This is a genomic window from Domibacillus antri (assembly GCF_001936625.1).
In the GTDB taxonomy this organism is placed as follows: Bacteria; Bacillota; Bacilli; order Bacillales; family Domibacillaceae; genus Domibacillus; species Domibacillus antri.
Window position 1 is genome coordinate 1 of sequence record NZ_MSDU01000002.1, and the last position, 15215, is coordinate 15215.

General features: G+C 44.2%; 17 protein-coding genes and 1 rRNA gene. 12 read left to right on the forward strand and 6 right to left on the reverse strand.

The window, feature by feature from the left end; genetic code table 11:
* The 5 genes from rrf to BTO30_RS00175 form a co-directional block, all read left to right on the forward strand.
* Positions 1 to 81 (forward strand): 5S ribosomal RNA (rrf, locus tag BTO30_RS17965); the annotation flags it as partial.
* Positions 82 to 332: 251 nt separating this feature from the next.
* On the forward strand, positions 333 to 2018 hold the full coding sequence (locus tag BTO30_RS00160; RefSeq protein ID WP_075396697.1) for a methyl-accepting chemotaxis protein: 1686 nt from the start codon (positions 333 to 335) through the stop codon (positions 2016 to 2018).
* Positions 2019 to 2157: 139 nt separating this feature from the next.
* A complete protein-coding gene (locus tag BTO30_RS00165; protein ID WP_075396698.1) occupies positions 2158 to 3246 on the forward strand; it encodes a type III polyketide synthase in 1089 nt (362 codons plus the stop codon).
* A complete protein-coding gene (locus tag BTO30_RS00170) occupies positions 3228 to 3776 on the forward strand; it encodes an isoprenylcysteine carboxyl methyltransferase family protein (RefSeq protein WP_075396699.1) in 549 nt (182 codons plus the stop codon). The genes BTO30_RS00165 and BTO30_RS00170 overlap by 19 nt, the downstream gene beginning before the upstream one ends.
* Before the next feature lie 268 nt (positions 3777 to 4044).
* Positions 4045 to 4656 (forward strand): YczE/YyaS/YitT family protein, encoded by a 612-nt coding sequence (locus tag BTO30_RS00175; protein WP_075396700.1) that lies wholly within the window; start codon positions 4045 to 4047, stop codon positions 4654 to 4656.
* Positions 4657 to 4783: 127 nt separating this feature from the next.
* Here the strand turns inward: BTO30_RS00175 and BTO30_RS00180 are convergent, their stop codons facing one another.
* From BTO30_RS00180 to BTO30_RS00190, 3 genes are all read right to left on the reverse strand, one after another.
* The gene (locus BTO30_RS00180) at positions 4784 to 5485 is read right to left on the reverse strand and encodes an exonuclease domain-containing protein (protein ID WP_075396701.1); all 702 of its coding nucleotides are present in this window, start codon (positions 5483 to 5485) and stop codon (positions 4784 to 4786) included.
* A 6-nt stretch (positions 5486 to 5491) separates the two neighbouring features.
* Positions 5492 to 6472: a DUF294 nucleotidyltransferase-like domain-containing protein gene (locus BTO30_RS00185; protein WP_075396702.1), complete on the reverse strand. Its 981-nt coding sequence runs from the start codon at positions 6470 to 6472 to the stop codon at positions 5492 to 5494.
* 78 nt (positions 6473 to 6550) lie between these two features.
* Positions 6551 to 7849, reverse strand: a complete 1299-nt coding sequence (locus BTO30_RS00190) for an ammonium transporter (protein ID WP_075396703.1) — start codon at positions 7847 to 7849, stop codon at positions 6551 to 6553.
* Positions 7850 to 8225: 376 nt separating this feature from the next.
* On the opposite strand from BTO30_RS00190, the gene BTO30_RS00195 reads away from it, so the two are divergent.
* Positions 8226 to 8990: a YwaF family protein gene (locus BTO30_RS00195; protein WP_075396704.1), complete on the forward strand. Its 765-nt coding sequence runs from the start codon at positions 8226 to 8228 to the stop codon at positions 8988 to 8990.
* A 51-nt stretch (positions 8991 to 9041) separates the two neighbouring features.
* Here BTO30_RS00195 and BTO30_RS00200 read toward each other — a convergent pair whose 3' ends face one another.
* Positions 9042 to 9428, reverse strand: a complete 387-nt coding sequence (locus BTO30_RS00200) for a VOC family protein (protein WP_075396705.1) — start codon at positions 9426 to 9428, stop codon at positions 9042 to 9044.
* A gap of 96 nt (positions 9429 to 9524) precedes the next feature.
* On the opposite strand from BTO30_RS00200, the gene crcB reads away from it, so the two are divergent.
* From crcB to BTO30_RS00215, 3 genes are all read left to right on the forward strand, one after another.
* A complete protein-coding gene (gene crcB / locus BTO30_RS00205; protein WP_143331879.1) occupies positions 9525 to 9893 on the forward strand; it encodes a fluoride efflux transporter CrcB in 369 nt (122 codons plus the stop codon).
* A complete protein-coding gene (locus tag BTO30_RS00210) occupies positions 9890 to 10201 on the forward strand; it encodes a fluoride efflux transporter FluC (RefSeq protein ID WP_075396707.1) in 312 nt (103 codons plus the stop codon). The genes crcB and BTO30_RS00210 overlap by 4 nt, the downstream gene beginning before the upstream one ends.
* A 77-nt stretch (positions 10202 to 10278) precedes the next feature.
* Positions 10279 to 11103, forward strand: coding sequence for an aldo/keto reductase (locus BTO30_RS00215; protein ID WP_075396708.1), 825 nt, complete (start codon positions 10279 to 10281; stop codon positions 11101 to 11103).
* Positions 11104 to 11201: 98 nt separating this feature from the next.
* Here the strand turns inward: BTO30_RS00215 and BTO30_RS00220 are convergent, their stop codons facing one another.
* Positions 11202 to 12152, reverse strand: a complete 951-nt coding sequence (locus BTO30_RS00220) for a LacI family DNA-binding transcriptional regulator (protein WP_075396709.1) — start codon at positions 12150 to 12152, stop codon at positions 11202 to 11204.
* Between the two features lie 87 nt (positions 12153 to 12239).
* Between BTO30_RS00220 and BTO30_RS17790 the strand changes: the two genes are divergently transcribed.
* The 3 genes from BTO30_RS17790 to BTO30_RS00230 all read left to right on the forward strand — a co-directional run bounded on the left by BTO30_RS17790 (position 12240) and on the right by BTO30_RS00230 (position 14629).
* Positions 12240 to 12371, forward strand: coding sequence for a hypothetical protein (locus BTO30_RS17790; RefSeq protein ID WP_281248563.1), 132 nt, complete (start codon positions 12240 to 12242; stop codon positions 12369 to 12371).
* 249 nt (positions 12372 to 12620) lie between these two features.
* Positions 12621 to 13181 (forward strand): cysteine hydrolase family protein, encoded by a 561-nt coding sequence (locus BTO30_RS00225; protein ID WP_075396710.1) that lies wholly within the window; start codon positions 12621 to 12623, stop codon positions 13179 to 13181.
* On the forward strand, positions 13178 to 14629 hold the full coding sequence (locus BTO30_RS00230; RefSeq protein WP_075396711.1) for a nicotinate phosphoribosyltransferase: 1452 nt from the start codon (positions 13178 to 13180) through the stop codon (positions 14627 to 14629). The genes BTO30_RS00225 and BTO30_RS00230 overlap by 4 nt, the downstream gene beginning before the upstream one ends.
* Before the next feature lie 248 nt (positions 14630 to 14877).
* Here the strand turns inward: BTO30_RS00230 and BTO30_RS16780 are convergent.
* On the reverse strand, positions 14878 to 15215 hold a 338-nt coding region (locus BTO30_RS16780; RefSeq protein WP_143331880.1), incomplete at its 5' end, for a hypothetical protein.

A 15215-nucleotide genomic window follows, 5' to 3' on the forward strand; every position in this document is an offset into this window, starting at 1 on the left:
CCTCCCGCACACGGCAGTTAATCTGTTCAGCGCCGATGGTACTTGGGGGTTTCCCCCTGTGAGAGCCGGACGCCGCCAGGCAAGCGAAAAGAACAGCATACGCTGTTCTTTTTTTTGAGGTTATTTACCCCTATTTAATTTTACATCAGCCAGCGAAAATATAGCGTAGTTTTTTTGCTCTACCCGAATAAAAAGCGTTGTTGGAAGGGAAATTCCTTTTTTGGCAATGCTTTTTTTAGCTGAAAGAGGCCTGGAGAAATGATTGGAAAATTGACGTGGATATGACTTCATGATTAGTATAATAGTAGTAAATCATATTGATGGAGGAAACGATGAAAATAAAGGTGAAGTTAATCAGCTTGGTAGCCGTTCTTGTAGCGGCGATGGCCTCAACGGGTATTTTTTCTATTTATGTGTTTAAAGATAAAGACCGGCAGACAGATGAGATACACGAAGACACGCAGCTGCTACAGGCTTTAAAGCATATTCAATACCGCCTTGCGGGTATTTCAAATGATGAGCGGGCATTTCTCATCAATGGTGATCCTCAATTCCCTGAAGGAATGGCGGAGAAAAGACTAGACATTGATGACTCATTCAATACGGCTATGTCCCTTTCAGTCGGGAGCGAGGAAAAACAAAAGATCGAAACGATTAAAGAGCATTTTGAGCAATACTGGACCATCAGCGAGCAGGTTGTAAATGCACAGGCAGATCAAAGAGAAATGGCACTCTCTCTTCATTTTGAAGAGGAAAGAACAATTCGAAAAGAGGAGCTGGACCCGGCAATCGACAGTTTTATTAAGGATATTGAGAATGAAATTGCCGGTGATCAGCAAAGGCTGGATTATTTACTGCAGCGTAATACATATATTTTGGCGGCGCTCGTTCTCTTTTCATCCGGCTTTGGCGTCATTTTGGCGTATATCATTATTTCATCCATTTTGAAACCACTCCGCTTGTTTAATGAGCAGCTGAAAGACATTGCAGAAGGGGATGGTGATTTGACGAAACAAATCAGCTTGAAAAAGAAAGATGAATTTTGGGAGCTGGCTGAATCGTTTAATCATTTTTCTGTCACGTTAAAAAATTTGATGTCAAAAATAAACGATTCATCTCATTATTTAGCATCATCATCGGAACAGTTAACGGCGAGTGCCAATCAAACGACACAGGCTGCTGAGCATGTCTCGTCTGCGATTCAGCAAATTGCGGGCGGAACGGAAAGTTCATCGATGAAAATACAGGAAAATGCGGTATTACTCGATCAAATTCAGCATGGTGTGACAAGTATTAATAGCAGCTCAACAGTCCTTAAAAACCTTTCCGATGATACGTCAAAAGCAGCGGAAGAAGGCGTTCATTCCATTAAAAAGAACGTCCGGCAGATGCAGTTTATTTATGAATCGGTGTCTGAATCGAATCAAGTTATTCAATCATTATCAGAGCGGTCAGAAGAAATCGGAAACATTTTAACGATCATCAGCGGCATTGCGGACCAAACGAATTTACTTGCACTGAATGCATCCATTGAAGCCGCCAGAGCAGGTGAGCATGGGAAAGGTTTTGCTGTTGTGGCAGAAGAAGTCCGGAAACTTGCAGAGCAGTCGCAGCAGTCCTCAAAACAAATTGCAGTCTTAATTGAAGGGGTGCAAAACGATTCACAGGAGTCCGTCGGTATTATGGGCAAAGTGTCAGAAAATGCAGAAGTCGGTTTAAAGACATCGGAAGAAACAGCCGAGAAATTTGCGGAAATTATGAAACGGACAAGTGAAATGGCCCCTCAAATCAAAGAAATGTCCGCAGCGATGCAGCATATTACCGATAATGTGACAATGTTTAAAGCAACAGCAGACATTATTGCTTTAACAGCTGAAGAAAACAAGACGAGCACAGGAGAAGTATCTGCTGCAACAGAAGAACAGCTCGCATCAATGGAAGAAATCGCATCCTCTATTAAAGCCATAGCACGAACGGCCGAGGAATTGAAAGAACTTGTTGATCAGTTTAAGATTTAATGTTTTGCACCAGTACCAGATTTTCAAGTGAATCGGGTACTGGTGTTTTTTTAATACTCATTCATGTTGTTCATGCTATGGTAGGATGATCGGAGCGAAACAGGGCATACTGTTAGAAAAACGAAAAGTGGGATTTCATATGCCTAAAATAGTATCCGTGAGCACGGTTCACCCGCCGTATGAATTAACGCAGGAAGAGACAACAGAATTTGCCCGCGAACTGTTTCAAGATGACTTTCACGATATCGGACGCCTGCTTGCTGTTTTTCAAAATGGACAGATTAAAAAACGTCATTTTTCGATGCCGCTCCCATGGTTTGAGCGTGATCACAGCCTGCAGGAACGGAATGATTTGTATATTGAGCTTGCGACAGAATACGGTGCAAAAGCAGCTGCCCGCTGTCTAAATAACGATTGGTTTTTACAGCAGCAGGTTGGCTATGAAGAAATTGATGCGATCTTTTTTATTTCCAGTTCCGGTATGGCGACACCCGGGATCGAAGCAAGAATCATGAACCGGCTGCCCTTTTCATTGGATACGAAGCGCATACCGATCTGGGGATTAGGCTGTGCCGGCGGGGCGGCAGGTATTAGCCGCGCTTATGAATATTGCGTAGCATTTCCGAAAGCGAAAGTGCTTGTTCTCTCCGTTGAATTATGCAGCTTAACCTTTCAACGAAACGATCGCTCGAAAAGCAATTTAATTGGTACGTCGTTGTTCGCTGATGGGGTGGCGTGCGCGCTGGTCGCGGGTGACAAAGCGAATATACGGACGAAACGGCTCACGCCTTCCATTTTGAAGACAAAATCAAAGCTGCTCCCTGACTCTGAAAACGTGATGGGCTGGGATTTGAAAGACAATGGTCTGCATGTGGTGTTTTCTCGTGATATTCCGTCTATTGTCCGCAGCTGGCTCGGCGGATTTGTGGAAGGATTTTTACAAACCTCGCACCTTTCCATAAAGGAGATCGCCCATTTTGTCGCCCATCCAGGCGGTAAAAAAGTACTTGATGCGTATGAAGACACACTCCAATTGGCAAAAGATAAAACAAAGCATGCAAGAACGGTTTTATCTGAATTCGGGAATATGTCTTCACCAACCGTCTTATATGTTTTGGAGCGGTTTATGTTAGATAAAGTCAAACATGGAGACTACGGCTTAATGGCGGCGCTTGGTCCTGGATTTTGCGGGGAGCTGCTGCTGTTGAAATGGGGGGTGGAAGCGTGAGGCTGTTTCTTATTGTGATCATAGTAGTCTGCAGTCAGCGGCTTGTGGAACTTTTTATTGCACAGCGCAATGAGAAGTGGATGCGCAGACAGGGCGCATATGAAGCCGGAGCCGAACATTATCCGCTGATTGTTGCTTTACATATCGGGTTTTTCATCAGCTTGGCCGCTGAAGTTATTATAATCGAAAGGTCATTAAGCCCGTGGTGGCCGATTTTACTTTCTTTGTTCATACTCGCACAGGCGGGGAGAGTATGGAGTTTAGTTTCGCTTGGCCGTTTCTGGAATACGAAAATTCTCATTTTGCCGGGAGCGAATGTGGTAAGACGGGGTCCATACAGATGGATCCGGCATCCGAATTATCTCGTTGTCGCCACTGAGATTCTAATATTGCCGCTTTTGTTTCAGGCGTATTATACGGCATTAATCTTTTCACTGCTGAATGGAATCGTGCTTGTCATTCGGATTTCTGTCGAAGAGAAAGCATTGATGGAAGCGACAGATTACGGACAAATATTTCGAACAGACTGACAGGTGTATTTCGTCAGTCTGTTTTTGTACAGATAAAATACGTGACAGCTTTCCCGCAGAAGGAAGCGGTTCCTGCTGAAATTATACTTACAATGGCAAGTAACAGTGGTATTATATAAAATCATAAGTATATAGATTGGCGGGTAAATTTGCGGGGGGTTTGTTTAAGAAAGAGCGTTTATGGATGGTGCTGCTTCGTTCGTTATCGGATCAGCTTGCTGCTGACACTGCATATTTTTTCTTGTGCCGCCGGAAAGGATAATCAATGATGGGGAAACGACTCGTGGTTTATTTTGTTGGATTGTTCATTACGGCACTCGGCATTGCGCTGATCGTTCATACGCAAGCGGGAGCAGGTCCATGGGATTCCGTAGCTGTCGGGCTCAAACTTCACTTCGGCTTGACGATCGGCCTATGGTCGATTATTGCGCAGGCATGTGTCGTTATCATTACGGCACTGGTCGAACGGGCACGGTTTCAGTTTGAATCGATTTTGGCCATTATCATTCGAAGCTGGTTTCTGGATCTCTGGTATTACATTATTTTAAAAGATATTGAATTTACCTCATCCCCGGCCATGCAATGGACGACGTTTGCTTTAGGCGTTTGTGCAGTGGGGACTGGCATTGGTATTTATGTAGAAGCGAGACTGCCGAAAACGCCGCTTGATGGTCTAATGATCGCTCTTCATAATGCGTTCGGCTGGAGTTTCAGTACAGCAAGAGCCATCATTGAGCTGTCCGGAGTCGCGCTCGGTTTTTTACTTGGCGGACCGGTGGGCATTGGAACCGTCATTATCGCTTTTGTACTGGGGCGGATTATTTCTATGGTGAACCGGCGCGTAAAAAAATACATTGCCATACCCGGTAATGCTGTATAAAAAAAGCTGTTCAGCGCGCTGAACAGCTTTTTTGTATGAAGAATATTAATCTGGCCCGGAGCTGCTGAGTGGCATGAACGCAATAAGGAAGTTTTGATAAGGCAGTAATGATAAAGATGCACTGTGTTTAACGAATCGCAGCCAGTCTTTCATACACTTGTGAAAGGGTGCTGATCCCCATATTTTTTAATTTTTGAATATAGACAGACCATAGTGCTGCGGTGAGCCGGGCATCGCCAAGTGCATGATGCCGCCCGGTGACGGGAATTTGGTTATGTTCGCAGCAATCTTCCAGCCGGACGTACGGATTGTCCGGTTCGGCAATGCGGTACATGAAGGACGTGTCAATGAGCCGGTGGGAAAAAGGAGTACGGAAATATTTCCGGCTCGCATGCTGCATAAATGCTTTTTCATGGCTGGCGTGATGGGCAACGAGAGGGGAAGTCCCGCTGAATTTAAAAAATTGCTCCAGCACAGCAGCAGTTTCCGGTGCATCTTTTAATTCTACTTCTGTAAGGCCGGTCAGTTCTTTTATAGCAGGGGAAAGTGGTTGTTCATAGCGGACCGGTGAATAATATTCATCTTCCACACGGCTGCCCGCTACTTTAACGGCCCCGATTGATAAGATTTGGTCGCCTTTGTCCGGATAAAAACCGGTTGTCTCCAAATCAAAGACAATCACCTGCAGTTCATCAAGCGGGATCGACGTTGACTGATTCGTTCTTAAATCCCGCTGTAAGCTGCGCATAAATGCTATATCATGACGCCCTCCCTGCAGGCCGGTAAACCGGTTTCCGCTTAAATTTTTCATAAAATCATTAAAGCCCATATCCTATCATCCTTTTTCTACAAATCGCTGCACGTAATGATGAAGTGACTCCGCTGTTTTTAAAATATGGCGCAGCTCTTTTTTTCGGGCCGGACCGAGCATATCGATACTGATGTAATGAGAGCTTTCATAATTGGGCGCATTCTTCAGTGCGCGAAGCCGGAAATCGAGCAACGTGCGGAATGCTTCTTCATATTCCGCCATCTTTTCAGTGTGGGCTGGTATGTGTTTCAATGCTTTCATACGCATTAAGGTTGAGGAGGGTTCAATGCCTTCTTTAATGGCCAGCACCCGAATGGCGTTCACGTATGGCAAAAACGCCGACTGTTTTAAATTCAGTGCTCCTGTATGTTGTCCGTTTTGTTCCGTAAAAATTTGTCCGAACAGCCCAACTGACTTTTTCATAAATTGAATGTTTTCAAAAAAACGCTTTAATAGATAACGGTTTTTTTTCATTGCGGATGAAATTTGCTTTTTTAATGAAGAGATATATGCTTTCTCTCCGTACAGAACACGCGCATCACAAATCATGTGGAGTGAACGGATCGTATCGAGTGTTTCCGCTTCGATCCAATTGTCAATTTGTTTTTTCCAGGCTGCTAGAGAGCGGCACCAGACCGGGTTTGAGCTCATGACATTGCCTTCACAATATGGATACCCGGCTTCATTTAGTCCGTCTGAAAAGGTTTGGCCGAGCGAAAGGAAATAATCGGCTGCCTGGTCCGTATTCAGTTCATAGACCATGCCGTGATCCTGATCGCTGATCGTACCCTGCTCGAACCGGCCGGCACTTCCAAGTAAGAATAATGTGAATGGACAGGGGGGAGATCCGTTTATCTCTTCATGTTTTTGGAAAGCGGTTAAAAACACTTGCCTCATAATGTCATCGTGAAATGCATTCAGCCGCTGTGTTGAATGGAGGTGCTGATCCATCATCGAATCCTTTTCGTGGCGGATGTCCGCGTATGTTTGTGCACGCGTCGTCATAACCGTTCACATCCTTTTTTAACTAATAATACGCAAAGCGGAGCCGCTTTGCGCATTCATTTACTTATTTTTTCATCATTAGCGTGCAATATTTTCTGTTGATGCTTTTGCTGCAGTGTTTTTTGGCGTGCTGTCCGCGAATACTTCCGGATAGCCGTAGCTTCCATGTTCACTAATATCAAGACCCATAATTTCTTCTTCTTCCGTTACGCGAAGTCCGCCAAGTGCTTTTTTGATGACGAAAAGGATCACGAATGAAGCAGCGAAAGCGAACGCGCCGCTGACAAATACGCCCATTGCCTGTACGCCAAGCTGTGTGAATCCGCCGCCGTAGAATAGACCAGGCTGACCGAATGTTGCCAGTTCCGGTGTAGCGAAGAAACCGGTAGACAATGTACCCCAAATACCAGGGATACCGTGAACTGAAAGAGCGAAAATGGGATCATCAATACCCAATTTTTCCATTAATTTTGCACCGTAGAAGACAAGTACGCCGGCGATCAAACCGATGACAACTGCTGCCCACGTATCAACAAATGCGCAAGACGCCGTAATCGCAACAAGTCCGGCCAATGCCCCGTTTAAAATTGTTGGAATATCTGATTTGCCAAGCACAACCCATGAAATCATCAATGCGGCAACGGCACCAGCCCCAGCTGCAAGGTTTGTGTTCAAAGCAACGAATCCGAAGAAACCGCCGTCTACTGACACTGTGCTTCCTGCATTAAAACCGAACCAGCCAACCCAGAGAATAAGAACACCGAGTGATGTGAAGACCTGATTATGACCGTGAATGGCGTTAGCTGAGCCATCTTTATTGAAGCGGCCGATACGAGGCTTCAGCAAAATTGTTGCGGCAAGGGCAGCCATCGCACCTGTTAAATGGACAACAGTCGAACCGGCGAAATCCTGCTTGCCATGTTCAGCTAGCCAGCCGCCGCCCCAAATCCAATGAGCGACAATCGGATACACGAGTGCGGAGAATAAAATCGTAAATAGTACGTATACAGATAACTTTGCACGTTCCGCGAAACCGCCAAGTGCGATTGTAATCGCGATCCCTGCGAATGCACCTTGGAATACGAAGAAGACAGTAGATGATAAACCCATACCTTCAAGTTCATAACCGGAATAAAAGAAGTGCGATAATCCTACAAAAAAGTTTCCATTGTCACCAAAGATAAAGCCAAAACCGACGGCCCAGAAAACAAGAGAGGCAAGTCCGAATGTGAATACCGTTTTGCCGGCAATGTGGCCGGCATTTTTCATGCGGGTTGATCCGGCTTCCAGCATAATGAATCCGGCGATCATAAAGATAACTAAAATGGCACCAAGCATAACCCAGAGACTGTTCATTAAATACAACATATCTTCCATTTCCAAAACCCTCCCGAACGTTATTTTTAATAACTTTTTTGTGTTATAAAATATAACATATGTTTACATTATGCTGAAAATAGAGATTAGTCAATAGTTTTCTGAACATTTTTTAAATTAATGTAAGGAAAAGTAACATTAAAAAGGCGGATGATTTTGTTGGGGTGTAATTAAATGTACGGTTTATCGGGGGTTCTGAAGCGATGATCAAGAAAAACATGGTGAATAAAAAAAGGCGCTTTCGTTTGCGAATAACGGTGTTTTTTTGTCATGAACCGTAAGAAATATCGATAGATTAAAATGGATATACGGATGGGATTCTTCCATTTAATATAGATATCGGGGGTCCGCCAATCGAATGGAAAGGGGTGTGTCGATGAGCTTGTTTGGAAGAAGCTATGAAGAGTATGACTTCAATATGTTTTCAGTGAGCCATTTTAGCGTGCTGGTGCTGCTGGCAGTCATAGTCTGCGGTCTTTATATATACAGGGATCGGCTGAACTCATCCCGGTTTAGGCAGGCTGAAATCGGCACAGCTGTCTTTTTGCTGGCGATTGAGGTTTTATATCATATATGGCTGTTCACAAACGGCAGCTGGCGGATTCGTCACGCACTTCCGCTTGAGCTTTGCAGCATCAGCCTGTATTTGGCGGTTGTGTTATTAATAAGCGGAAAAAAGAATGCCTATGACATTTTGTTATTTACTGGTCTGCTTGGAGCATCACAGGCGCTTTTTACGCCCTATTTACATTATGATTTTCCGCATTTCCGTTTTTTTCATTTTTTTGCGGTGCATCTTCTCGTTTTTTGTATCCCTCTTTATTTTACATGGGTGAAAGGCTTCAGGCCGACGATTGATTCCGTCTTCAAAACAATGATTTTTTTAAATGTTCTTATGCCATTCGTGATGATTGTGAATAAGTTTACCGGCGGAAATTATTTATTTTTGAGCCATAAGCCTGAAAGTGCCAGTCTCCTTGATCTGCTGGGACCGCACCCGTGGTACATCGTGTCACTGGAACTGCTTGCTTTCAGTTTAAGTTTAGTGATTTGGCTTTTATTGAGAAAAAGAGAGAAAAATACATCTGAGAATGAATGGATGATGAAAGGAGTAAAAGAAAGCAAAAAAAGAAGTGGATAAAATCAAAAAGAGCGGGCTGTTCATTACCCGCTTTTTTTATATGCCTTCTTTTTATGAATGCTGAAACAACTCAATCCACTCGCCGTCCGGTCCGTGGAAGAAAATATACTTTGAGCCGCTGGGGAGTGTCGTAATGTCTTGATCGATAAATGTGACGTTATGCTGTTTGATGCGTTCTAATTCACTTTCAATATCATCGACTGTGAAAGCGATGTGATGTACTTTTCCCTCTGCCGGGAGATCCGGGTTATAGCCTTCGATCAGTTCCACAAGTGTTTCGTTCGTTGTTTTGAAACCAAGAAACGCCAGTTTTATGTTTGGATCGGGATGCCCCTGTTTTTCTAGAAGCTCAAGGTCGAGGACTTTTGTGTAAAAGTCGATGGCTGTGTCCAGATCTTTCACCTGAATCCCGACGTGCTCCAGTTTTGAAATGGCCATATGTATTCCTCCTTTTCCCTTATTATCGCCGCTTCTTGACAAAATCGCTATCGGAAATAATGATAAAAGAAACGATGAAGAGAAAGAAGGGTTCAATTGAACATTTATATACTCGTTGGCATAGGGGGTATGATTGGTGCCGTGATGCGATATGGATTGAGTATCGGAACTGCCTTATGGTGGAACGGCTCATTTCCGCTGGCGACACTGCTGGCCAATTATATCGGCTGTTTTTTGCTGCCTTTTTCAAGCGTTAAATTGAGCGGTAACGTATCGACGGATGTGCAAAAGGCGGTCACAACAGGTGTGATTGGCTCCTTTACCACGTTTTCTGCTTTTAGTGTGGAAACGATGACTCTGTTTGAATCTGGTGCTGCATTCGAAGCATTTCTTTATGTTTTTTTAAGTATTACAGGCGGGATGGTCTTTGTGCGGCTTGGCAGTGAAAGGCGGCGCGGGCAATGATCTTTGTGGCAATTGGCGGTTTTTTTGGCGCGGTGGCCCGATTTTGGATTGGAAATCAATTAAATAAAACAGCATTTCCATTTGGAACATTGTGTGTGAATGTGATGGGGGCGTTTTTACTCGGGCTGCTGATCGGATATGGAATAGAAGGGGACTGGCTGCTTTTATGCGGGACGGGCTTTCTCGGCGCGTTTACCACTTTTTCAACATGGATGATGGAAGCGGATAGGATGGAAAGAAAAAAAGCCATTTTTTATGTGCTCGTCACATGTGCTGCAGGGTTTTGGGGTTCATGGATAAGTTTGTAAGTCGTCATAAAGGAAATGAAAATGGGTCCTATGCTATACTTTCCACGTGAACTAAACATTGGAAGGGAAGCGGGAGTATGCAATTTGTGACGTTAAATAATGGACTTGAAATGCCTCAGCTTGGTTTTGGTGTCTGGCAGGTAAAGGATGAGGAAGCGGCGCCGGCAGTGTTAAAAGCTCTTCAAACAGGCTATCGCTCCATTGATACGGCTGCCGTTTACGGCAACGAGCGCGGTGTCGGCAAAGCGATTAAAGAAAGCGGCATTCCGCGTGAAGAACTTTTCATAACGACCAAAGTGTGGAACAGCGAGCAAGGCTATGACAAAACGTTAAAAGCTTTTGATGAAAGCTTAGAGAAGCTTGGCCTTGAATATGTCGATTTGTATTTAATTCATTGGCCTGTTCCATCGGACGATTTATACGTCGATACGTACAAAGCGCTTGAAAAGCTGTATGAGGACGGGCGTGTAAAAGCGATCGGCGTGTGTAATTTTGACATCGATCACTTGCAGCGTTTATTAGATGAGTGCGATGTGAAACCTGTATTGAATCAGATTGAATGCCATCCGCATCTTGTTCAAAAAGAATTGAAAGCATTTTGCAAAGAGCACGATATTTACATTGAAGCGTGGAGCCCTCTTATGTCCGGAGGAATCGTCCTTGGAAATGCAGTAGTAAAAGCAATCGCTGAAAAGCACGGCAAAACACCGGCGCAGGTTATTCTTCGCTGGCATTTGCAAAACGACTCCATTGTGATTCCGAAATCCGTTACACCGTCACGCATTGAAGAAAACTTCGATGTTTTTGATTTTGAGTTAACTCAGGAAGAAATGGATCAAATTACAGCACTCGACAGCGGCGAACGTACGGGTCCTGTTCCTGCTGAATTTAATAGAAAATAACAAAGGCTGCCGGAAGGGTTCCGGCAGTTTTTGTTATGTTTAATGGGAAATGGCCATGTCTGCAAGCTGATGTCCGCATTTAACGGATTGACTTAAAATCACACACTTTCCCGTTCCACAATTGTAAATGGCACTTCTTGATGAGATCTGTTTCCAGCTGCAATCGCCTGTTCGAAGGCAATTTTGCCGAGCTCATGGAGTGGAAGATCAACGGTCGTGATGCCGAGCGGAGCGGAAATGGGATGGTTGTCGAATCCGATAACGGACACATCGCCCGGGACAGTAAAGCCTAATCGTCTGCATTCCAATATAAAGCCGGCGGCGACAAAGTCATTTGTAATCAGCATGGCGGTCGGGCGATCGTCGAGATTTGCCCATTCTCCGGCAAGACGGGTACCGTCTTCGATTGTCAGCGCGCGGTCAAAAATCCAATCTTTCCGAACGAAACCAAACACCTCTTCATATGCTTTTCTTCTTGCTGTACTGCTTTTTCCATCCATTCGCAAAACCGAGTAGCCGATTTTAGCATGTCCTTTTTGAAGAAAATAATGGAGTGCTTCTTTAAATGCCTCATATTGATTAACAAAAACAGAGGACATTTGATGACCGGACCACGATTCACAGACGACAACATTTCCGAATGTGCTGTAATCCTTCACGACATCGATAGGACACTCCCTTGACGTGATGATCAGGCCGTCTACTTGTTTTAATTTCAGCATATTCAGTGCATCTATTTCTTGATTAACATCATAATTCGTCTGCGCAATCATTAATTTGAATCCATTTTTTTCAGCTGCAGATGCAATGCCGCTTAAAATGCTTCCGAAATAAGGGTGACTGGCAAACGGTAAAATAACACCAATAATGTCTGTTTTGCCGCGTGCCAAATGAACGGCGTTAATATTTTTTTCATAGTGAAGCTGTTCGGCAGCATCTAATACGGCCTTTCTTTTTTCCGCACTTACATACGGATGGTCATTTAATACACGAGAAACCGTTGCGGCAGATACACCGGCGATCCGGGCGATATCATGAATATTTCCCATCTTCATCCCTCATTTTTGAAAAAATGCTTGCTCTGAAATGCGTTTCATACTTTACATTGTAAAAAATGATTAAAGGGGTGGCAATAAATGCTGGGAATTCTCGTACTGCTATTGCTTTGTACAGTGGAAGTGCTTGCTGCGGATGCGGCATTAAAAGCAAGCGGAGAAGAAGTGGATATGGAGCCGTTTGACGAATTTTTCGACAGGGAATACAAATAATAATAGCTGCACACCGGCTGAGTGAAGCCGGCTTTTTTATTTATACTTGCTTACTTTTACATTTCTATTTACGCTTAGTCATTATAAAATTGATAATTAGCAGCATTTATATTATCCGAATTGCAGCCGGATCTCTTAACGGTTATAGATGACCCGAAAATCGCATCTGACTCGTTTTTATGTAAAAGCGCCGAAAAGGACGTTGTGGATTCGATTTACGGATAACAACACAAAGGGGTAGATTTCGATATGAAAAAAGCACTTTTAAATATTGACTACACATATGATTTTGTCGCAGATGATGGGAAATTAACGTGCGGGGAGCCGGGGCAGGCGCTCGAAGGAGAAATTGTCCGGCTGACGGAGCAGTTTATTGAAAATGGAGAGTACGTGGTGTTTGTGATTGATGTACATGATGAAAATGATCTATTTCACCCGGAAACGAAACTATTTCCCCCGCATAATATTCGCGGTACAAAAGGACGCGATTTGTACGGAAAGCTGCAGGGCGTGTATGAGCAGCATAAAGACCGCGCCAATGTGTATTATATGGATAAAACACGCTATTCTGCTTTTGCCGGGACGGATCTTGATATGAAACTTCGTGTGCGTGGTATTAAAGAGGTGCATCTCGCCGGTGTTTGTACAGATATCTGCATTTTGCATACCGCCGTCGATGCGTATAACAAAGGCTATGATATTGTCATTCATGAAAACGCGGTAGCTTCTTTTAATGAAGCAGGCCATCATTGGGCGCTTGGTCACTTTTCAAATACGCTGGGAGCGAAAAAAGGAGGCTCTCTGGAATGAATCAATATAGCGATGACAGCTTTATGCTGCATACTGATTTATATCAAATTAATATGGCGGAAACGTACTGGCGAGATGACATTCATGAGCGAAATGCAGTATTCGATATTTATTTTCGTAAATTGCCGTTTGGAAATGGCTATGGTGTATTTGCCGGCTTGGAACGGGTCATCTCCCTAGTGGAGCGATTCGGGTTTACCGAAAGTGATATCAATTATTTACGTGAAACAGGTTATCAGGAAGACTATCTTACATTTCTAAAAAACATGGCTTTTACGGGTACAATCCGCTCCGTGCGTGAAGGGGAAATCGTTTTTGGAAACGAGCCGTTAATGCGGATTGAAGCCCCTCTTGCTCAGGCGCAGCTGCTTGAAACGCTTTTATTGAATGTGATCAATTATCAAACATTGATTGCGACAAAAGCATCGCGTATGGTGCAGGTTGCCGGCCGCGGGACAGCGTTCGAGTTTGGAACACGGCGGGCTCATGAAACAGAAGCAGCTATTTGGGGAGCCCGTGCTGCTTATATAACCGGTTTTGCGGGCACGAGCAACGTCCGCGCCGGAAAGTTATTTGGCATTCCGATTTCCGGTACACATGCACATGCCATGGTGCAGGCGTACCAAGACGAATATACGGCGTTTTCCAAATATGCCGAAACGCATAAAGATTGTGTATTTCTTGTCGATACGTATGACACACTGCGATCCGGTGTGCCAAATGCGATCCGCGTCGCGAAAGAATTTGGCGATAAAATTAATTTTAAAGGTATTCGTCTCGACAGCGGAGATCTTGCCTATTTGTCAAAAAATGCACGTAGGATGCTGGACGAAGAAGGATTCCCCGATGCTAAAATTATCGCCTCCAATGATTTGGATGAAGAAACCATCATGAGTTTAAACGCTCAGGGGGCGAAAATTGACAGCTGGGGCATCGGGACGAAGCTGATTACAGCGTTCGACCAGCCCGCACTTGGAGCGGTGTTTAAGCTGGTGTCAATTGAAAATGAGCGTGGGGAAATGGTCGACACGATTAAAATTTCCGGAAATCCGGAGAAAGTGACAACACCGGGCAAAAAGAAAGTATACCGGATCATAAATAATGCTAATGGCAAAGCAGAAGGAGATTACATCGCACTTGAGGACGAAAATCCGCAGGCGGAGGAAAAACTGAAAATGTTTCACCCGGTCCATACGTACATCAGTAAATTTGTGACGAATTTTACCGCCCGGGAATTACACGAAGATATATTTGCAGGTGGAAAATTGCTTTATAAACTGCCGGAGCTTGAAGACATTCGCCGTTATGTTGAACAAAGTCTGTCTGTATTCTGGGATGAATATAAGCGGCCTGTCAATCCAGAACAGTATCCAGTGGATTTGAGTCCGGCATGCTGGGAGCATAAAATGAAAAAAATTGAAGAAATGCTGCCGCCGTCTGCGCGATAAAGAAATAGGACAGTGCCGCAACAAAAAAAGTCACTGTCCTGTTTGTGAGTCGGCCCTTGTTACTGCTCCGCTTTCTTTAACCCAACAACAATCCTTTTCCATTATGAGTTATATAAAGATATTATACGGTTCTTGAGATGTTTTTATTATGTGGGGGCAAGGCAAATGACGGTTGAAACCTCTCCTTAATCATAAAAAAACACCTTAAGGTTAATACTAATTAAGGTGTTTAAAAAGTTCTGGATTTCTTAGTGACTAAAGTCATCTCTTCTCATGAATTTTGGTGCCCACCAATTTAAGTTACCCATCATTTTCATAAGGGAAGGAACAAGTATCATTCTTACTAAGGTTGCATCAATAAGGATCGATAAGGAGATGCCCACACCGCGATGCAGGAAAGCATCCGGTTCATTCAGGAAAAAGGCTTCTCTGTGCAGGGGCAGATTGTGTCTGCCACCACGAAGCACCACTTCGGGCGCAGGCGCCCGAAAAAAGAAGCGATCCCTGAAAACACAACGGGTTAGACGCTGTCTTTCAGCGGCCTGGAAGTCCATCCCGCTTTCACAGAACGCGAGCTGCACATGGC